This window comes from Asanoa hainanensis, from assembly GCF_900188485.1.
Taxonomy (GTDB): domain Bacteria; phylum Actinomycetota; class Actinomycetes; order Mycobacteriales; family Micromonosporaceae; genus Asanoa; species Asanoa hainanensis.
In genome coordinates, this window is record NZ_FZPH01000011.1 from 261,333 (window position 1) to 280,468 (window position 19,136).

Here is a 19,136-nt window from a genome sequence, read left to right on the forward strand (position 1 = left end):
GCGGGGCGGCGCGGGTCCCGGGCCGTCGGGCACAATCGGCGGCGTGACCGCCGACGAGACCGTTGTCGACGACCCCGGGGCCCGGGTCCTCTACTGGGTGCTGTTCCCGCTGCTCGGCGCCGGGCTCGGCTGGGTGCTCCAGTGGGCCGCCGGCCGGATCGCCGGGCTGCCGTTCGCCCCGTTCCGCGGCGTCTTCAGGTGGATCGACGAGGCGCCCGACCCGCAGGCGACGCTGGCGGCCGTCGGCGTCGGTGCGGCGGTCGGCCTGGTCGTCACGTTTCTCGCGATCGCCGACATGCTGGTCGTGCGGGTCGGCCTCGGCGAGGTCACGTTGACCCGCGGCGGCAACCAGGCCAAGGCGCGCCGGGCCGCCCGGAGCGAGGTCACCGCGGCGTTCTTCGACCGCGACGAGCTCGTGCTGCTCGGCCGGGACGCCCGCGAGCTGGCCCGGGAGAAGACCGACCTGTCGAAGAAGGACGTGGCGGCGGCGTTCACCGGCCAGGGCTATCCGTGGCTCGCCGCCGGCGACCCGCACCGGGCCGAGTTCCGGATCTACACCCGGCTCGACGACGACCTGCCGGGCGTCGCGCACGGCCTGCTGATGGACCGGGCCACCGCGTTGGAGAAGGGCAAGACCGAGGAGGCGGCGATGCTCCGCGAGCAGTTGCTGGCGTTGGGCATCGTCGTACGCGACGAGAAGAAGAAACAGCACTGGCGACGGGACCGGCGGGAGCTGGCGTAATGCGGATAGCGATGTGGTCGGGGCCCCGCAACGTCTCGACGGCCCTGATGCGCAGCTTCGGCGCGCGCCCCGACTGCGTCGTCGTTGACGAGCCGCTCTACGCGTTCTACCTGGCGGCGACCGGCCTCGACCACCCGGGCCGGGCCGAGATCCTGGCCAGCCAGCCGACCCACTGGTCCGAGGCGGTCGACCAACTGCGCCGGCCGTTGCCGGCCGGTCGCTCGGTGCAGTTCGAGAAGCACATGGCGCACCACCTGCTGCGCGAGGTCGGCCGGCGGTGGCTGGGCGAGGTGACCAACGCCTTCCTGATCCGCGACCCGGCGCACGTCGTCGCCTCGTACGCGAAGGTGCGCGGCACGCCGACCCTCGACGACCTGGGCTACCCGCAGCAGGTGGAGATCTTCCGTGCCCAGGGCGGCCCGGTGCTCGACTCCGCGTCGCTGCTCCGCGATCCGGCCGGTCAGCTGCGCAAGCTCTGCGCGGAGCTGGGCATCGCGTTCGACGAGGCGATGTTGAGCTGGCCCGCCGGCCGGCGCGACGACGACGGCGTGTGGGCGCCGCACTGGTACGCGGCCGTCGAGCGGTCGACCGGCTTCGCGCCCTACCGCGACGAACCGGCCGACGTGCCGGCGCACCTCGTGCATCTGGTGGAGGCGGCGCAGCCGTTCTATTCAGAGCTGGCCGCCCATCGGCTCTAGCCGATCGGGGTGCCGTGCTCGCGGGCGTGGGCCTGGTAGATCGCGGACAGCTTCGCGGTCACCGGGCCGACCTCGCCGGCGCCGATCGTCCGGCCGTCGATCGTGGTGACCGCGGCGAGCTCGCCCATCGTGCCGGTGCAGAACACCTCGTCCGCGGTGTACATCTCGACCAGTGAGATGTCGCGGACGGTGACTTCGTAGCCGGCTTGGGGGGCGAGCTCGAGCACCGTGTCGCGGGTGATGCCCTCCGGGCACGCGACTGTACGCGGCGTGACCAGCGCGCCGTCGACCACGGCGAACAGGTGGGTGGCGTTGGTCTCCGCCACGAAACCGCGCGAGTCGAGCATCAGCGCGTCGTCGGCGCCGGCCACGTTGGCCTCGACCTTGGCCAGGATCGAGTTGAGCAGGTTCGCATGGTGGATCTTCGGGTCCAGCACGTCCGCGCCGGGCCTTCGGACACTGGCGGTGGCCAGGGTGAGGCCGGCCGTGTCGTACACCGGCGGCTTGTGCTCGGCCAGCACGATGAGGGTGCTACCGGCCGTGTTCAGCCGGGGGTCCATGCCGCTGGTCAGCTTGACGCCGCGGGTCAGGGTCAGCCGCACGTGTACGCCGTCGCGCATGTCGTTGGCCTTGAGCGTCTCTTTGACGGCGCTTGTTATGTCCGAATCGGACGGAATGTCGGTGAAGTTCAGTGCCTTGGCCGACCTTCTGAGGCGGGCCAGGTGCGCGTCTAGGGCGAAGATCTTGCCGTCGTAGAGCCGGAGCCCTTCCCAGACCGCGTCGCCACCCTGGACAACCGAGTCGAACGGCGACAATCCGGGCTCGTCCCGGTGGCGAAGCACACCATTGACCCAATAGCGGATGTCGGCGTTCCTCGGGTCGTACCGCTGCAGCATTCACCCAGCAGATCACGCCCATCCACCCGACTAGCGCGCAGGGCCGTCACGAGGGCAGAGTGTCTGGCGTGTCGTCGCCCTCTCCGCTCGCCGCCGCGCTCCGCCAGGCACAGGCGTTGCGCGACGCCGGCGACCTGAAGAACGCCCGCGCCATCCTCGAGGACGCGATCGACGCGTCCCGCCCGCTGCTCGGCGAGGACCACCCGGAGCTACTCGGCGGCCAACACGCGCTGGCCACGCTGCATCGCGAGGCCGACGACCCGGCCGCCGCCCGCCGGGTCCTGGAGGAGGCGATCGCGGCCGGCGAGCTGCACCTGGGCGAGGCCCACCCGCTGATGCTGGCGCTCTCCTTCGACCTGGGCATGGTCGCCGAGGAGCTGGGCAACCGCCACGAGGCCCGCCGCAACTTCACCCGCGTCGCCACCCACGGCCGATCCCTGTTCGGTGAAGACCATCACATGGTCCGCGGCGCGATCGACTACCTGACCGCGAGCGGCGGTGAAATGCCCCCGCTGCCCCCGCTCCAGCCCCAGGTCGCACCACCGCCACCACCCCCGGTGGGCGGGGCTCCGTCGTTCCCACCGCCCGCCGGCTGGCCCGCGGGTCAGGCCGTCCCGGCCCCGGCCGGCTGGCCGGCGGGCCAGGCGGGCTCGCCGGTTCCGCCGTCCGCCGGTGGGCCTCCTGGTCAACCCTTCCCGACACCTCCCGGCTGGCCGGCAGGTCACGCAGGACCACCGACTCCGCCCACCGGCGGGCCCGGCGGGCCCGGCGGACAGCCCACCCCGACGACCGCCGGCTGGCCGGCAAGTCCAGCAGGACCACCGATCCCGCCCACCGGCGGTCCTGCCGGTCAACCTGGAGCAACCGGCCCGGCGGTGGTGCAGCCTGGCGGTGGGTGGCCCACAGGCCCGCACGACACCGCGGTTTCGTCGCCCGCCGGCGGGCAGCCTTCGGGTCCGTCGAACGCCGTTGGTGGGACACCGCCGAACTCGTCCTGGGCCCCCACCCCCGCGGGCACGTCATCGCCTCCGGGGTGCGAGGTCGCGCCTGGTGTGTTCGCCCCGCCGCAGGGCGGTGCCGCCGAGGCGGCACGGGCCGCGATCGACGCGCCGACCCAGGCCCTGCCGACGCAGGGTGCACCGCGACCGGACCAGGCGGATCGGCGTAGCTCAGGGACCGGTCACCAGCCCGCGCCGAACGGGGGCGGTTCGACACCGTGGGCCGCACCCACCCACGACCCGGCGGCGCAGGGCGCGCCGAACGGCGGTGCGCCGCTGCCAGGGGGCGCCCTTGGTTGGGGTTCGCCGGCGCCGAGCACACCCCAGCCGGCCAACCCGGGCGGTCAGGCCGCCGGTCCAGCCGGCAACGGCGGTGGATGGTCGGGCTTCGCCACCAAGCCGCCGGCGCAACCCGGCACCGTTTCACCCGGCCAACCCGACAGCGCGTCCCTCGCGCAACCCGGCAACAGCCCGTTCGCGCAGCCCGGCAACGTCCCACCTGGGCACGCCGGGAACGGCCCGCCGGGGCATCCCGGCACCGCTGGCGGTTGGCCCGTCCCACAGCCCGCCGCACCCACCACCCAACCGGCCGGCGCCGGCGGGTGGTCCGGGTTCTCCGGCAACCCTTCCGCGCAGCCGGGCAACGGCGCGACGGCGCCTGGGCAGGGCGGTAGGCCCGCCGGTGGGGTGTGGGGGCAGGAGTTGGAGCCCGCTCGGGAGCGGATGCCGCAAGCCTTTGGGCCGCGGCCACGGCCGGCTGTCACTCCTACCGCGGCGGTCGAGGTGGCGCCCGTATCCCTGCATGGTCCGATGGCGGCCGCCGCGGCTCGTGATCGGGCGCGGGGTCGCAGTGCGACGGTGGCCGCGTTCGTTGCCGCCGCGGCGGCCGTCGTGGCCGCATTGCTGGTGTTGACAGTCGTGTTGCGCAAGGAGACCGAGCCGCCCCGCGTCGCGGCGGCGCCCGACATCAGTGCCGGTGCGGCGATCCCGACCGGGCCCGCGTTGGGCGGCGACCCACCCACTGACCTGGCGGTACGCGAGGACGGCGACGCACTGCTGCTCACCTGGACCGACCCGACGGCGGGCACGGTGCCGTTCATCGTCGCGGCTGGACGGACCGGCACGCAGCTTCGCGCGATGGCGACGATCGAGCCCGGTGCGACCCGGTATCTGGCGAATGGCCTGAGCACCGAGATCGACTACTGCTTCACGGTGGTGGCTGTCTATTCGACCGACAAGTACGCCACGTCCGGTCAGGTCTGCACCACCCGTACGGCCCAGTCGCCACGGTAATCCACAACACACCGACGGTACGCACGACTGCGCCGACCTGCGGTGATCCGAGGATCGCTAAGTGTTGTCCACAGGGCACGCGCACACTGTCCACAGCCGACCACAACGGGTGCCCGCCGCCATTGACAGCCCCATATGATGGCCCCTGGCTTCGGGGAGGAACGCCAGGGCGGCCCAGCGCCGCCGACACACGGGTGGGGAGGGGCAGCCGGCTGTGGCCACCACAGACAACGGCACCATGACGGGCGCCGACGGCGCGGAAGATCTCGGCAAGGCGCTCGACGCCGCGCTGGCCAAGCCTAAGCGGCGCATCCCGCGTGGTGGCCTGGTGACCGGCGGCGTGGTGACCGCGCTGGTGGCGGCCATGGGCTTCACCGTGCTCGGGCTCGGTGTGGCCGACAACGCGGTGGCCAACTACGACGCCAGCTCCTGGCTGTGGAGCCGCGCCAAGAGCGAGGTGGCCCGGGTCAACGGGCTCACCGGCCGGGTCGACACCCGCGTCCCGGTCGCGCAGTCCCGCAACCACGCGATGCAGGTGACCCAGACCGACCGCTTCCTGGTCCTCCGTGACCTGGCGACCGGCCAGGTCAGCTCGCTCGACCTCGCCACCCTCCAGGTGATGGCCACGACCCGCACGACCTCGGGCCTGGGCGTCAGCATCGCGATGCGCGACGACGCGGCGTTCGTGGTCGACGCGCCGCAGGGCGTGGTCCGCCAGCTCGACCCGCGCTCGCTGGTGCCGATCGGCGAGCCGGTCCGCTACCCACCGGGCATCTCGGGCGGCACCTTCGACGGCACCGGGCGGCTCTGGGTCGCGGTGCCCAGCGAGGGCACGGTTTCCGCGATCACCCCGGCGCCGCTGCCGAGCGCGCCGGCCGATCCACTCCCGACCGGCGTCGCCCTGGTCGGCGTGGCCAATCCCGGCTCCGGCGGGTCCGGCGGTGGCGGGGTCAGCCCGGCGCTGGTCAAGACCGTGACGGTGGCCGACCCGAGCCACGACCTGGCGGTCAGCACCCTCGACGACGGCGTCGCCGTGCTCGACCGCACCACGGGCGCGCTGACCACGGTGCGCGGCGAGCGCGAGCACCAGGTGGTGCTCCAGCTTCCGGGCATCGGCGCGGTGCCGCCGCGCACCAACGGTGCTCAGGTCCCGGTGACGGTGGCCGACGGACGGCAGGTCGTGGTCGTGGGCGAAGGCGGGCCCGTGACTCAGTTCAAGGTGCCGGGTTCCGGTGCTGACCTGCGGCCGGCGGTGGCCTGGGCCGGGCGTTACTACTGCGCCGACGAGCGGTCGGGTTCCGTCTACGTCTTCGACGAGCGCGGCCAGTTGGTCGACACCATCGAGATCAAGGGCGCCAACGGGCCGCTCGAGCTCGAGGTCCGCGAGAACTACCTGTTCATCAACGCGCCCAACTCCTCGACCGCCCGGGTCGTCGACGACAAGCACCACGTGCGGGTGGTCGACAAGTACGCCGACGACGTGCTGGGCGGCGACCCGCCCAAGGACCCGCCGAAGCCGCCGCCGGTGAAGGAAGACGTGGTCACCAAGCCGAGCGCGCCGCGGTCGGTGACCGCCACGGCCGGCGACAAGCTGGCCCGGGTGAGCTGGCGCGCGGCCTCCGACAACGGTTCCGCGATTTCGAAATACGTGGTCGAGGGCGGGCCGCAGCCGGTCGAGGTGGGCGCGCGGCAGCGGTCCATCGAGATCAAGGGGCTGACCAACGGCGAGACCTACAGGTTCTCCGTGCGGGCGGTCAACGGCAAGGGCACCGGTCCGGCGAAGCGGGGCAACCCGGTGGTGCCGACCGCCGAGGTCCCCGACGCGCCGGCCAGCGTCACCGCCGAGGCCCGGCCCGACGGCACGGTGCGGGTGAGCTGGCCCGCGGCCAACGGCCAGGGCAACCGCATCGCCAAGTACGCGGTGACCGCGACGACCGCCGGTGCCACCGCGCCGGCCGGCGAGAGCACGAAGACCGAGCTGATCGTGGCGAAGGGCGAGCTCGACTACGGCACGCAGTACGCGTTCACCGTGGTCGCCGTCAGCGACAAGGGCGCCGCCTCGACGCCGTCGCCGGCCAGTGACACCGTCGTGCCGTTCACGGTGCCCGACAAGCCGCTCGACGTCGACGCCGTGGCGCCCAACGAGCCCGGCACGATCACGGTGAGCTGGGGCGCGCCGCCCGACAACGGCCGGCCGATCACCGAGTACGTGGTGACGGTCAACGGGCAGACGCAGCGCACGGCGGGCACCTCGCTCAAGGTCACCGGCCTGCCCGAGGGCCGCGCGGCGACCGCGACCGTGCGGGCGGTCAACGAGGCCGGCGAAGGCCCCACGGACACCGCGACCGCGACCACCATCGCGAAGCCCACGGTGACGCTCGGCGCGGCCCGGGTCTCGTCGACGACGGTCACCGTGCCGGTGACGGTCAACGACAACGGCAGCGCGGCGCAGTGCCAGGTCACCATCTCGTACGACGGCCGCTCGGTGGCCAGCGGCTGGCGGGCCTGCGGCGACATCGTGGTCAACGCGTGGCGGGCCGGCACGACGTATTCGTACGTCGCGTCCGCCCGCAACAACGCCGGTCAGGTCGACCAGCCGGCCCGCAACGCGACCACCACCACGGTCAACGGCCTCGTCTACTGTGTCGACCCCGCGGGCGAATACTGCGGTGGCGGCATCGGCATCTACACCGGCACCCGGCAGGTCGCCAGCGAGGCGGTCGGTGACACGCCCAACGGCTCCCGCTTCACGGCGTGGTGCAAGAAGACGGGCACCAACATCCGGGCGGTGCAATACAACGGCAACAAGGCGAGCACCTGGTGGGTGCAGATCACCTTCAAGGGCAACGCCCGCTACATCCCGTTCGCCTGGCTCAACCTCGACAACGGCGACAACATCAACGGCCTGCCGACGTGCGTGTGAGGACCCGGTGACCCAACCACAGCAGGAGCCGTTGCCGGCCGGGCACATCTCGGGGTTCGCCGCCCTGGCCGGCCGGCTCGCCGACGCGGTCGGTGCGGTCGTGCTCGGCAAGCAGGAGGTCGTGCGGCTCACCCTCACCGCGTTGTTCGCGCAGGGCCACGTGTTGCTCGAAGACGTGCCCGGCGTCGGCAAGACCACGCTGGCCCGGGCGTTGGCCGCGACCGTCCACGGGCAGTGGCGGCGCATCCAGTTCACGCCCGACCTGCTGCCCTCCGACGTCTCCGGCGTCACGATCTTCAACCAGGCGACCCGCGGTTTCGAGTTCCACCCGGGTCCGGTGTTCGCCAACATCGTGATCGCCGACGAGATCAACCGGGCGTCGCCGAAGACCCAGTCCGCGCTGCTCGAGGTGATGGAAGAGCGCACGGTCACGGTCGACGGCGTGCGGCACACGGTGCCCCGCCCGTTCCTGGTGGTCGCGACGCAGAACCCGGTCGAGATGGACGGCACCTACCGCCTACCCGAGGCCCAGCTCGACCGCTTCCTGATGAAGCTGTCGGTCGGCTACCCCGACGAGTCCGTCGAGATCGAGGTCCTGCGCGGCGCCAACCTGCGCTCGCCGGACGCGCTCGAAGCGGTCACCGACACCGCGACCGTCGGCGAGATGGTGCGGATGGCACAGCAGGTGCACGTCGCCGACCCGCTCTACGCGTACGCCGTCCGGCTCGCCGCCGCGACCCGCGCGCATCCGCAGGTCCGCGTCGGCGTCAGCCCGCGCGGGGTGATCGCGTTGACCCGCGCGGCGTGCGCCTACGCGTTGATCAACGGTCGCGGCTATGTGCTGCCGGAAGACCTCAAGGCCCTGCTCGGCCCGGTCTTCGCGCACCGCATCCTGCTCACGCCCGACGCCCAACTCCGCGGCACCACCCCCGACGAGGTCCTGGCCGACGCGATGCGCACGGTCCCGGTCCCCCTACCGGGCGGCGGTGGTGCGGGCCCGACCCCACCGGCGGCCAACGGACGGGCCTCGGCGCGCGTCGCGCCGGCTGCTCCCCCGCCGGCCGCCAACGGCTACGCCACCCCGGCCCAGCCCAACGGCGCCGCACACGCCGCCGCCCAGCCCAACGGCGCCGCGCACCACCCGGCCCAACCACACGGCACCGCGCACGCCCCCGCCCAGCCCAACGGGGCCGTGTACTACCCGGCCCCGCATAGCGCCGGGCACGCTCCGGCCCAGCTTGACGGCGCCACGGACGCTGGGTCCGGCGGGGCCGCGCGGCCCGCCGCCAGCGCGCATGCCACGAAGGCCGCGCGGGGCAGGTTGTTCGGGTTCGGCGGGCTGCGGCCGCTGCCCGGGAGCTGAGGCGTGCGGCCGACCGCCCGGGGTGTCGGGCTGGCCGTTGCCGGCGTCGCACTGGTCGGCGTCGGTTGGCGCTTCGGCTACGCCGAGCTGGCCGCGCTCGGTGGTGCCGCGCTGGTCGCGATCGCGTTCGCTCTCGCGCATGCCGCCTGGCGGCCCAGGCTCGCCGTGTCCCGGCAGGTCGAACCCGATCGGGTCGCACGGGGCGAACCGGCCGGGGTGATCCTCACCGTCCGCAACAGCGCTCGCCTGCGTGCCGCGAACGTGCTCGCGCACGACCGGTGCGGGCCGGCCACCGTGCCCGTTCCGGTGCTACGCCTGCGACCCGGACGCGACACCACGGTGGACTATCCGGTGCCCACGACCCGGCGCGGCGTCGTGCTGGTCGGGCCGCTGCGGGTGGCGCGCCGCGACCCGCTCGGGCTGGTCACCGCCGCCCGGTCGCACGGCGGCACCGGCACCGTCTGGGTGCATCCCAGGATCCACCCCCTGACCGCCGTGCCGGTCGGTGCGTTGCGCAGCCTCGACGGGCGGGTCGACAACGTCCCGCACGGCACGATCACGTTCGACTCGCTGCGGGAGTACGTCGTCGGCGACGAGCTCCGCCGCGTCCACTGGCGCACGAGCGCCCGCATCGGCGAGCTGATGGTCCGCGAGCAGCTCGACACCAGCCTCCCCCGGCTCGTCGTGCTGCTGGACAACCGGGCCGCCGCACACCCCGACCGCACCGGCGGCGAGGCGCCGACCTTCGAGGCGGCGTGCGAGGCGGCGGCGTCCGTGGTCACCGCCGCCGCGCGCGAGGACGTCGACGTCACCCTGCTGCTGGTCACCGGCGACACCACGCCGGCCACCCGGCCGCTCGACCGGCTCGCCGAGGCGACCCTGGCCGCCGGCGACCTCGGTGCGGCGACCGACCGGCTCCGCCAGCAGCGGGCCGGTGACACCGTCGTCTTCCTGACCGGCACCGGGGCCCGCGGCGACCTCGGCCTGGTCGGCGCGCTGCGCGGCCCGTACGCGGCCGTCGTCGCCGCCGTCTTCGGCCAGGGCAGCACGCCGGCCGCGGCCGAGGGCATGGTCGTGCTCGACGCCGCCGACGGTGCGGCGTTCGCCGCCGCATGGGACGGGGTGCGCGGATGGTGAGGCTCGCCCGGGCCGCCGTACCCCCGCTGGCCCTGATCGTCATGATCGCCGCCGCCGCGTCGGCGCTCGGCCGGGTCTACGCGGGCGCCGTCCTGATGCCGCTGGTCACCGCCGCCGGCGCCGGTGCCGTGCTGATCTCCGTCGCGGCCCGTCGCGCGCCGTCGTGGCTGGTCGCGCCGATCTCGGTGGTCGGCATGGTGGGCTACACGCTGGGCGCGCTCTGGTGGTCCGCCGACCGCGCCGCGCTGCCGGGCCCCCTGCGCGACCTCGCCGTCGAGGCCGCCCGCAACGGCATCCCGCGGCTGCTCACCGCGATGATCCCGGTGGAGCCGACGCCCGACACCGTGATCGTGCCGGTGGTCGCGGCGTGGCTGGCCGGGCTCGCCGGCGCGGAGCTCGGCCTGCGGTGGGGACGACTGCTCATCGGGTACGCGCCGCCCGTGCTGCTGTTCGCCGGTGCCCTCTATGTCGTCGGCCCCAATGCCGCACCGGCCGTCGTACCCGTCCTGATGGTCGTCGTCGCCGGCGCGCTCGGATTGGCCGTCACCGCCCGCCGGGATGCGCCGGACGCGGCCCTGCCCGGCCGGGCCCGGCTGGCGCTGCGGGTGCGGGCCGCCGTCGCCGCGCTGGCCGCGATCGCCCTGGCCGCCGTCACCGCGCCGCTGGTCACCCGCCGGGTCGAGGCGACGCCGGTGGACCCCCGGCAGTACGTGCAGCCGCCGCAGGTCGACAGCCTCGACGAGAACCCGTTGATCCGCATCTCGGGCTGGGCGCTCAACCCCGACCAGAAGCTGTTCGACCTGAGCAGCGACCGCGGCGAGCCGACCCGGATCCGGCTCGCGGTGCTCTCCGACTACGACGGGATCACCTGGCGGGTCGGTGCCGTCTACCGGGGCGCCGGCCGGGTGCTGCCCGCCCCGGCAACGCTATCGGGCAACGCGCCGCGGCCCGTGACCCAGCGGATCGAGATCGGCGACCTGTCCGGCCGGCTGCTGCCCGCGGTGCCGACACCGTCGCGAGTGGACGGTGTGCGGGTGGCGTACGACCCGGCCACCGGCACCATGATCGAGCCGGACGGGTTGCGGCCGGGGCTGGCGTACACGGTCTCGTCGCTCGCCGAAGAGCCCGACCTCAACCTGCTGACCGCCGCCGAGGTGCCGTTCGGTGACGGGATCGCACGGATGCTGGCCCTGGGTGCGGGCGCGCCCGATCCGATTCGCGAGCTGTCGGAGCGGATCGCGTCGGACGCGGGCGGCGGCGCCTACGAGCGTGCGCTGGCCATCGAGGACTACCTGGCGACCCACTACAAGGTCATCGCGGACGCGCCCAGCGGCCACGCGTACCCCAACCTCGCGTTCTTCCTCTTCGGCCCGGCCAACGGCGGCGGGCAGCAGGGCACCTCGGAACAGTTCGCGGCGTCGTACGCGGTGCTGGCCCGGATGATGGGCCTGCCGACCCGGATCGTCGTCGGCTTCCGCAGCGCGACGGGCAACGGCCCGGTCCGCGGCTCGGACGCCCAGGCCTGGCCCGAGGTCTACTTCACCGACGTGGGCTGGGTGGCGTTCGACCCGATGCCCAAGCCCGACACCGTGCCGGAGCCGCCGGCGTCGGAGCCGCCCAAGCCGGAGCCCCCGACACCACCACCGTCCGAGGCGCCGCTGCCCACCCTGGACCCGACGGTCTCACCGACCGCGGCCCCGATCGTCGCGGCCCCGGCGGATGGTTCCGGCGTGGCCCCGGTCTACGCGATCGGCGGCGGCGGCCTGCTGCTGCTCCTGGTCGGGGCGTGGTGCGCGCTGCTCGTGATGCGCCGCGGGCTCAGCCGGCAACGGCTGGCTACCGGCACCCCGACCGACCGGGTGGCCGGGGCGTGGCTGGAGGTCCGCGACGCCCTGCGGCTGGCCGGCACACCGGCGGCGACCCACCTGTCGGCCACGGAGCTGGCATCGCACGCGACGGCCGCGGTTTCGGTCCGCCGGGCGGTGCCCGACCGACCAGGAGCGCCCGACGCGCCTTCCGCGGCCGGGGCTCAGGTCGGGAACGACGCATGGCCCGGGACCGGGGGGCGGTCCGGGACCGGGGGGCGGTCCGGGACCGGGGGGCGGTCCGGGACCGGGGGGCGGTCCGGGACCACTGGGCCGGCAGCGACCGACGCTCGGACCGGGACGGGGTCCGCGACAGGGGCCCGTTCCGAGACCGACACGCAGACCGGGACGTCGGCGCGGTCCGCGACAGAGGCGCAGCCCGACGCACAGGCCGGAGGTCGGGCCCGTTCCGCGACCGGCGGGCAAGCGGCGACCGACGCGCGGGCCGCGACCGGTGTGCCAGGAGCGACCCAGCCACCGGCCGGAACCGACGCCTCCGCCACGACCGCCGCGCACGGTCCCAAAGCCCCGCTTCCCGAGCTCGCGACGCTGGTCGGTCTGGTCAACCGGGACGCGTTCGCGCCGACGAACACCGGCGAAACCGAGGCCGCGGAGGCGGGTGCGGCTGCCCGCGCGTACACGGCCCGGCTCCGTGCGGTCCAGTCCCGCTGGCGGCGGCTGGTCTGGCCGGTCCATCCCGGTCCCCTGCGCTGGCGCCGGAAGCACCACACGGACCCGCGCTGACCCGTCGGCCGCAACCGTCCGCTTCGGCGCTGGTCACGCACCGCAGCAGGGGCGGGGTTGGGCGGGCGGGCCGCCCGCGCTGCGGGTAGCTTGGCCAACGAGGACCGCACGACCCGCAAGGAGAACACCATGCCCGCGCCGTCGAACGGTTTCGATCCCAAACGCACCGCGCTGCTCGTGATGGACTTCCAGAGCGGCATCGTCGGGCGGCTCGCGGATCCCGACGCGCTGATCGGGCGGGTCCGCGACGCGATCGCCGACGTGCGTGCCCACGAGGGCGTCATCGGGTACGTGCGGGTCGCGTTCACCGACGACGACTACGCCACCGTGCCGGCCACCAACGTCACCTTCGCCGCGGCGGCCGAGAACCGCGCGATGGGCGACGACGACCCGAGCACCGCGATCGTCGACGCGCTCGCGCCGGAGCAGGGCGACATCGTGGTCCGCAAGGTACGCATCGGCGCCATGTCGACCACCGACCTCGACCAGCGACTGCGCGCCCGCGGCGTCAACACGGTGGTGCTCGCCGGCGTCAGCACCAGCGGCGTGGTGCTCTCCACGGTGATAGACGCGGCGGACCGCGACTACCGCGTCTACGTCCTCTCCGACGGCGTCGCCGACTTCGACACCGACGTGCACAACCTGCTGCTGGACAAGGTCTTCGGCCGACGCGCGACGGTCATCGACAGCGCCGAGCTACACAACATGCTCGCGAAGGCCTGAGGCCGGGCAACGCAACCTCCGAACGAGCCAAGCCGCCGCCGATCGCGAGACCACCGCGGTAACGGCATGCTCGCAACGGCAGCGCAGCTTCCGAACGGGCCAAGCCGTCGTATCGCGGGACCACCGCGGTCGCGACGCTCGCGACGGCTCAGGCCGGCACGGGGTTTCGAAGGCCTGGGTGGTCGGGCGGCAGCGTTCGGCGGACCACCCACCAGCTGACCGCCACGCAGGCCGCGACCAGGGGCCAGGTCAACGCGACCCGGGCCGTGGTCAGGGCCAGCACCCGGTCCGCCGCCCACAGTGGCAGGAACACCGCCACCCGCACCACGTACTGCATGACCCAGACGACGCTGCCCCACCCGTACGCGCGGACCAGGGCCGGATCGCGGCGCCAGCGGGTCTTCTGGCCGAGGGCGACGCCGACCACGACCCCGAGCAGGGGCCAACGGATCGCGATGCTGACCAGCCAGGCCAGCGCACTGGCGGCGTTGGTCAGCAACTGGAGCAGGAAGAAGTCGGCTGCCCGGCCCGTACGCAGGACGATCAGCGCCGCCAGGCACACGCCGAACAGGCTGATCACCACGGCCATCGGGCGGTGGCCTCGGGACAGCCGCCAGACCGCGACCGCGGTGCCGACGACGAGGGCCGCGACCACTCCGCCCAAAATTGAGCCGGCCGTCGCAGCCCAGCCGACGCCGAACGCGAGCGGCGGCAGCGACGCCTCGATCGCGCCGCGGCGGCCCCCGAGCAGGTCGTGCAGCGACTCCTCGGCCATCGAACCTCCCGAACTCGCGGTTAGGCTACCCTAAGCGACGGCCTTCGATAAGAATCAGTAGGCGACCGCGGCGCCCGCAACCGGTAGGTTCTTCAGACGTGAGCCACCGTTGGGGAATGACGGTCCCGTTCGCCGGGATCCCGTTGGCCGACCACGGTCGGCTTTACGCCTTGCTACACGATGCCGGCTTCACGGACCTGTGGACGTCCGAGGTCGCCGGCACCGACGCCTTCACGCCGCTGACGATCGGCGCGATCACGACGCCGAAGATGCGGCTCGGCACCGCGGTCGCGCCGGTCTTCACGCGCGGTCCCGGCCTGCTGGCCATGACCGCCGCGTCGCTCGCCGAGACCGCTCCGGGCCGGTTCGTGCTCGGCATCGGCGCCTCGTCGCCGGTCGTCGTCGGCGACTGGAACGCCGTGCCGTTCACCGAGCCGTTCAAGCGCAGCCGCGACATGCTCCGCTTCCTGCGCGCCGCGCTCAGTGGCGAGACCGTCGACCAGGAGTTCGACACGTTCGCGGTGCGCCGGTTCCGCCTCGAACGCCCGCCGGCCACGCCGCCGCCGATCCTGCTCGCGGCACTGCGCCCGGCGATGCTCCGGCTGGCCGCGGCCGAGGCCGACGGCACGATCCTCAACTGGCTCGCCGCCACGGACGTGCCGAAGGTGGTCAAGACCCTCGGCGACACCCCGGCCGGGTTCGAGATCGCCGCCCGCATCTTCATGTGCCCGACCGACGACGCCGACCACGCCCGCGCCGTCGGCCGACGGATGATCACGAGCTACCTGACCGTTCCCGCGTACGCGGAGTTCCATCGCTGGCTCGGCAACAGCGACCTGCTCGACCCGGTCTGGTCGGCGTGGCAGGCCGGCGACCGGCGCGGCGCGCTCGCGGCCGTGCCCGACGAGCTCGTCGACGCACTGGTCATCCACGGCACACCGCACCAGTGCAAAGAGCAGATCATGCGGTACGTCGAAGCCGGCGTCACCACCCCCGTCATGGCCCCGCTGCCCACACCGGAGCTCACCGCGGGCGGCGTGGAGGCGTTGTACGCGTTGATCGGCGGGTTGTCCGCACCGTCCAGTGTGGAAAGAGGCTGAGCCCGATGGAGCTAGCAGGCAAGGTCGTCGTCATCACGGGCGCGGCCGGCGGCATCGGCGCCGCGCTGGCCCGCCGGTTCGCCGACGAGGGCGTGGCCGGGCTGGTCCTGGCCGACCTCGACGCCGCCGCCGCCGAGGCACTCGCCGCCTCCATCAACCGCGGCCTGACCCGGGCGGTGGGTTGCGACGTCACCGACCCGGCGCAGGTCGCCGCCCTGGTCGAGGTAGCGCACGAGGCGTTCGGCCCGGTCGACCTGTTCTGCTCGAACGCCGGCATCACCACGGGCACGGGCCTGGACACCACCGACGAGTCGTGGGACCGCGCCTGGTCGGTCAACGTGCACGCGCACGTGGTGGCGGCCCGCGCGGTGCTGCCGTCGATGCTGGACCGGGGCGCCGGCTACCTCCTGCAGACCTGCAGCGCGGCGGGCCTGCTGACGGCGGTGGGCGACGCCCCGTACGCGGTGACCAAACACGCCGCGGTCGGCTTCGCCGAGTGGCTGTCGATGACCTACGGCGACCGCGGCATCGGCGTGAGCGCGCTGTGCCCGCAGGGCGTCCGCACCCCGATGCTCGAAGCGGGCCTGGCCCAGGGCCACGCGGGCGCCCAGATAACCGCGGCGGCGGGCGAGGTGCTGACCCCGGAGCAGGTCGCGGACGCGGTGGTCGAAGGCCTCGCGGCGGAGCGGTTCCTGATCCTGCCGCACCCGGAGGTAGCGACCTACCAGCAACGCAAGGTGGAGAACCCGGACCGCTGGCTGGCCTCGATGCGCAAACTCATCACCCGCGTCGGCTCCACCGCCTGACCGACCCGTCCTACATCCCAACCGGGCAAGGCCTTCCGCACCCCACACCCGGACCGCCAACGGCTGTCGCCGCATGGCTGGCCGCGGCGCTCGCCGAGGCTCTTCGGCTACGGGCGCCGTAGCGGATCGGTGGCCCGGGTGGTTGTCACCGCCCGCGCCTTCGTCGGTCTCGGCCTTCCCCGGTCTGCCGGGGATCGGCTAGTCGTAGATGTTGGCGCCGCTACCTCTCGCACCAGGGTCCGACACGCTCGGCGGACCAGGCCCGCCGCCTCGGCGGTGTTCTCGTCGCCGTCGGCGGCGCCGCCCCGCGAAGAGGATGACCACCGCGCCAGCTGCGGCCAGCCGCGACGCGCGGACTGGTCACCCGCGTCGGCTCCACCGGCGGACCGGTCGTCCCCGCACCCGACTGACCTCAGAACGCGCCGCTCCGGACGGGCCACGGCCGGCCGTGCCCGAGGTGGCCGTTGCCGGAGGTTCTCCGCCTGGCGTGGTGGGTGTCGGGTCGTCGTGGATGTAGACGCCGCCGCGGAACAGCGAGACCACCGCGCCGGCCGTGGCCAGGGCCGCTGCCAGGACGAAGACCACGATCAGGCCGTCGTGGAACGGGCCGCTGAGTAGGCCCGGCAGGAACGTGCGGCCGGTCAGGTGGGACAGGGTGTCGGGTGGGACCTGGCCCGTGACGCCCGCCTGGTCCAGGAGGGTGCCGATCGGGTTCGTGCCCAGGAACGCCGCGAACATCAGGGAGACCGGTGGCACCGCTACCACCGACGAGACCGCGTCCGGGGGTACGCCCTGGGCGCTCAGGCCGTCGTGCAGCGCGCTCGGTAGCGACGACGACAGGCCCGCGATCAGCAGCGAGAAGAACACGCCGATCGACAGGACCATGCCCGCGTTCTGGAACGTCGCGCGGATGCCGGACGCCACACCGCGCTCCCCCGGTGGCACCGCGTTCATCACCGCTGTCGTGTTCGGGGCCGAGAACAGGCCCGAGCCGACTCCGTTCAGGAACAGCAGGACGGCGAACAGCACGTAGTCGAAGTCGACCGGGATCAGCAGCAGGCCCACGAAGGTCGCCGCCATCACCACCAGGCCGCCCGTGGCCAGGAGTTTGGCTCCGTAGCGGTCCGACAGGTAGCCGCTCACCGGCCCCGCCACGACGAAGCCCACCGTCAGCGGCACCAGGTAGATGCCAGCCCACAGCGGGGTGTCCTCGAAGGCGTACCCGTGCAGCGGCAGCCAGATCCCCTGCAACCAGATGATCAGCATGAACTGCAGCCCGCCGCGGGCGACCGCGTTGAACAGCGCGGCCGCGTTGCCTGCCCAGAAGGCCTGGATCTTGAACAGGCGCAGGTGGAACATCGGCTGGGTCACTCGGGTCTCGATCACGCAGAAGGCGATCAGCAGCACCGCACCAACAAGAAGGCCGCCGTACACCAGCGGGTTGGCCCAGCCCTCGACATGGTTCCGGTACGGCTGGATGCCGTAGGTCAGCGCCGCCAGCAACACCGTCAGCCCGACGGCCAAGGTCGCGTTGCCCCACCAGTCGATCCGTACCCCGACCCGGCGGGTCACCGTCTCCCGCAGGTTCCGGTAGGCCCAGACCGCGCCGACCACCCCGACCAGGGCACTGACCGCGAAGATCGACCGCCAGTGCCAGGCCGACAGCAGCCCGCCGAGCACCAGCCCGATGAAGCTGCCCGCCAGGCCGGCGACCTGGTTGACGCCGAGCGCGGTCCCCCGCTGCCGGGCCGGGAAGGTGTCGGTGATGATCGCCGCCGAGTTCGCCATCAGCATCGCGCCGCCGACGCCCTGCACGATGCGCCAGCCGATCAGCCACAGCGCCGCCGTGCGTCCCGAACCCGGAGTCAGCAGGCAGGCCACCGACGCGGCGGCGAACACCGCGAACCCCGCGTTGTAGATCTTGACCCGCCCGAAGATGTCGCCCAGCCGGCCCAGCGACACCACCAGCACGGCGGTCACCAGCAGGTAGCCCATCAGCATCCAGAGCAGGTAGCTGACGTTGCCCGGGGCGAGCGGGTCGAGGTGGATGCCCCGGAAGATGGCCGGCAACGAGATGATCAGGATCGACGCGTTGACCGTCGCCATCAGCATGCCGAGCGTCGTGTTCGACAACACCGACCACTTGTGCGGGATCCGGCCACCGGGCCGGGCCTGGATTGCCATGCCGCCGCCTCATCTCATTAGCTGTACTAAGCATATTGCTGAACACACTCGCCCGCCGCGTGAAGTGGGTCGCATGACGGCGTCATATCGGGATTGATCCGGACGAGAACGACTCGCCAGGTGGCCCCCCGCCAGCAGGCCAATGGCGACCTGGCCTTATCACAGCCACTCGCATGTTGCAATCGGCAGTTGTCGCTATCTGTGCCATATTCACGTGAGTCTTGTCACGGGCAGTGTCGATCCCTACGCTCAGTGTGACGAAGCGCCCCTCGGAACCCCTCCGGGAGCGCCCACGGTCACCACAGCTGGGGGAGGACCCATGACCGAGGAGACGAGCTCCAGCCACCAGGCCGACGCGAAGCTCCTGACAGCCAGCCTGGAAGTCGTAGCCGACCGGGCCGACGCGCTCATCGCGTCGTTCTACGACCGGCTTTTCACCGAGTACCCCGCCGTCCGGCCGATGTTCCCCGCGAGCATGGACGCGCAGCACGACAAGCTCCTGGGTGCGATCGTCGCCCTCGTCACCAACTACGAGGACCCGGAGGCACTGCGTCCCACGCTGCTGGCACTCGGCGCCAAGCACGACGGCTGGGGCGTGCAGCCGGCGCACTACACCGCCGTAGCCGGCTGCCTGCTCGCCACCCTGCGCGAGTACGCCGGCGACGCCTTCACCCCTGAGGTAGAAGGCGCCTGGGTACGCGCGTACACCTTCGCGGCCGGCACCATGATGCAGGGAGCCGCGGTAGCCACAGCCGAAACCCAAGCGGCCTGACCGCAGCAGCACAACGGAAGCCCGGGCAACCCCCGGGCTTCCGTGCGTCCGAGCACAGCAAAGCGCCCCGGTCCGAAGACAGGGGCGCTTTGTGAGGTAAACGGAGAGGCCGCCACG

The 19,136-nt window shown here is 73.2% G+C and carries 13 protein-coding genes and 1 pseudogene; 11 read left to right on the top strand and 3 right to left on the bottom strand.

The genetic code is table 11. From position 1 onward, the window contains the following. The first annotated feature begins 43 nt into the window (after window positions 1–43). Both CHC05_RS25825 and CHC05_RS25830 read left to right on the top strand, forming a co-directional pair. Window positions 44–742, top strand: a complete 699-nt coding sequence (locus CHC05_RS25825) for a YqeB family protein (RefSeq protein WP_144022769.1) — start codon at window positions 44–46, stop codon at window positions 740–742. After that, complete coding sequence (locus CHC05_RS25830) at window positions 742–1,440, top strand: sulfotransferase-like domain-containing protein (protein WP_089253147.1); 699 nt, start codon at window positions 742–744, stop codon at window positions 1,438–1,440. The genes CHC05_RS25825 and CHC05_RS25830 overlap by 1 nt, the downstream gene beginning before the upstream one ends. Here CHC05_RS25830 and CHC05_RS25835 read toward each other — a convergent pair. Further along, complete coding sequence (locus CHC05_RS25835) at window positions 1,437–2,336, bottom strand: aminotransferase class IV (RefSeq protein WP_089253148.1); 900 nt, start codon at window positions 2,334–2,336, stop codon at window positions 1,437–1,439. The genes CHC05_RS25830 and CHC05_RS25835 overlap by 4 nt on opposite strands. Before the next feature lie 68 nt (window positions 2,337–2,404). Here CHC05_RS25835 and CHC05_RS25840 point away from each other — a divergent pair, with 68 nt between their 5' ends. The 6 genes and pseudogenes from CHC05_RS25840 to CHC05_RS25865 all read left to right on the top strand — a co-directional run bounded on the left by CHC05_RS25840 (window position 2,405) and on the right by CHC05_RS25865 (window position 13,382). After that, window positions 2,405–4,627: a tetratricopeptide repeat protein gene (locus CHC05_RS25840; RefSeq protein WP_144022770.1), complete on the top strand. Its 2,223-nt coding sequence runs from the start codon at window positions 2,405–2,407 to the stop codon at window positions 4,625–4,627. A 238-nt stretch (window positions 4,628–4,865) separates the two neighbouring features. Then, a complete protein-coding gene (locus CHC05_RS25845; protein WP_089253199.1) occupies window positions 4,866–7,550 on the top strand; it encodes a fibronectin type III domain-containing protein in 2,685 nt (894 codons plus the stop codon). Between the two features lie 31 nt (window positions 7,551–7,581). Continuing rightward, a pseudogene (locus CHC05_RS25850) lies at window positions 7,582–8,544 on the top strand (AAA family ATPase); the annotation flags it as partial. Window positions 8,545–8,916: 372 nt separating this feature from the next. Further along, complete coding sequence (locus CHC05_RS25855; protein WP_089253150.1) at window positions 8,917–10,050, top strand: DUF58 domain-containing protein; 1,134 nt, start codon at window positions 8,917–8,919, stop codon at window positions 10,048–10,050. Then, on the top strand, window positions 10,044–12,659 hold the full coding sequence (locus CHC05_RS25860; protein ID WP_425426844.1) for a transglutaminase TgpA family protein: 2,616 nt from the start codon (window positions 10,044–10,046) through the stop codon (window positions 12,657–12,659). Before CHC05_RS25855 ends, CHC05_RS25860 begins: the two co-directional genes overlap by 7 nt. Window positions 12,660–12,788: 129 nt before the next feature. Then, complete coding sequence (locus CHC05_RS25865) at window positions 12,789–13,382, top strand: cysteine hydrolase family protein (RefSeq protein ID WP_089253200.1); 594 nt, start codon at window positions 12,789–12,791, stop codon at window positions 13,380–13,382. Window positions 13,383–13,530: 148 nt separating this feature from the next. On the opposite strand, the gene CHC05_RS25870 is transcribed toward CHC05_RS25865, so the two are convergent. Next, window positions 13,531–14,157, bottom strand: a complete 627-nt coding sequence (locus CHC05_RS25870; protein ID WP_089253151.1) for a DUF3159 domain-containing protein — start codon at window positions 14,155–14,157, stop codon at window positions 13,531–13,533. Window positions 14,158–14,273: 116 nt separating this feature from the next. Between CHC05_RS25870 and CHC05_RS25875 the strand changes: the two genes are divergently transcribed. Together CHC05_RS25875 and CHC05_RS25880 are read left to right on the top strand one after the other, a co-directional pair. After that, a complete protein-coding gene (locus CHC05_RS25875; RefSeq protein ID WP_089253152.1) occupies window positions 14,274–15,257 on the top strand; it encodes an LLM class F420-dependent oxidoreductase in 984 nt (327 codons plus the stop codon). 5 nt (window positions 15,258–15,262) lie between these two features. Then, window positions 15,263–16,063 carry an SDR family NAD(P)-dependent oxidoreductase gene (locus tag CHC05_RS25880; RefSeq protein WP_089253153.1) on the top strand — a complete coding sequence of 267 codons (801 nt, stop codon included), beginning with the start codon at window positions 15,263–15,265 and terminating at the stop codon, window positions 16,061–16,063. A gap of 360 nt (window positions 16,064–16,423) precedes the next feature. Here the strand turns inward: CHC05_RS25880 and CHC05_RS25885 are convergent, their stop codons facing one another. Further along, a complete protein-coding gene (locus CHC05_RS25885) occupies window positions 16,424–18,247 on the bottom strand; it encodes an MFS transporter (protein WP_089253154.1) in 1,824 nt (607 codons plus the stop codon). Between the two features lie 319 nt (window positions 18,248–18,566). Here CHC05_RS25885 and CHC05_RS25890 point away from each other — a divergent pair, with 319 nt between their 5' ends. Beyond that, a complete protein-coding gene (locus tag CHC05_RS25890; RefSeq protein ID WP_179266370.1) occupies window positions 18,567–19,019 on the top strand; it encodes a globin domain-containing protein in 453 nt (150 codons plus the stop codon). Window positions 19,020–19,136: the final 117 nt, after the last annotated feature.

Bases quoted from the DNA above. Each gene is read 5' to 3' on its own strand.
- CHC05_RS25875 (WP_089253152.1), top strand. From the start codon at position 14,274: ATGACGGTCCCGTTCGCCGGGATCCCGTTGGCCGACCACGGTCGGCTT.
- CHC05_RS25845 (WP_089253199.1), top strand. From the start codon at position 4,866: ATGACGGGCGCCGACGGCGCGGAAGATCTCGGCAAGGCGCTCGACGCC.
- CHC05_RS25830 (WP_089253147.1), top strand. From the start codon at position 742: ATGCGGATAGCGATGTGGTCGGGGCCCCGCAACGTCTCGACGGCCCTG.
- CHC05_RS25885 (WP_089253154.1), bottom strand. From the start codon at position 18,247: ATGGCAATCCAGGCCCGGCCCGGTGGCCGGATCCCGCACAAGTGGTCG.
- CHC05_RS25860 (WP_425426844.1), top strand. From the start codon at position 10,044: ATGGTGAGGCTCGCCCGGGCCGCCGTACCCCCGCTGGCCCTGATCGTC.
- CHC05_RS25870 (WP_089253151.1), bottom strand. From the start codon at position 14,157: ATGGCCGAGGAGTCGCTGCACGACCTGCTCGGGGGCCGCCGCGGCGCG.
- CHC05_RS25835 (WP_089253148.1), bottom strand. From the start codon at position 2,336: ATGCTGCAGCGGTACGACCCGAGGAACGCCGACATCCGCTATTGGGTC.
- CHC05_RS25865 (WP_089253200.1), top strand. From the start codon at position 12,789: ATGCCCGCGCCGTCGAACGGTTTCGATCCCAAACGCACCGCGCTGCTC.
- CHC05_RS25880 (WP_089253153.1), top strand. From the start codon at position 15,263: ATGGAGCTAGCAGGCAAGGTCGTCGTCATCACGGGCGCGGCCGGCGGC.
- CHC05_RS25890 (WP_179266370.1), top strand. From the start codon at position 18,567: ATGACCGAGGAGACGAGCTCCAGCCACCAGGCCGACGCGAAGCTCCTG.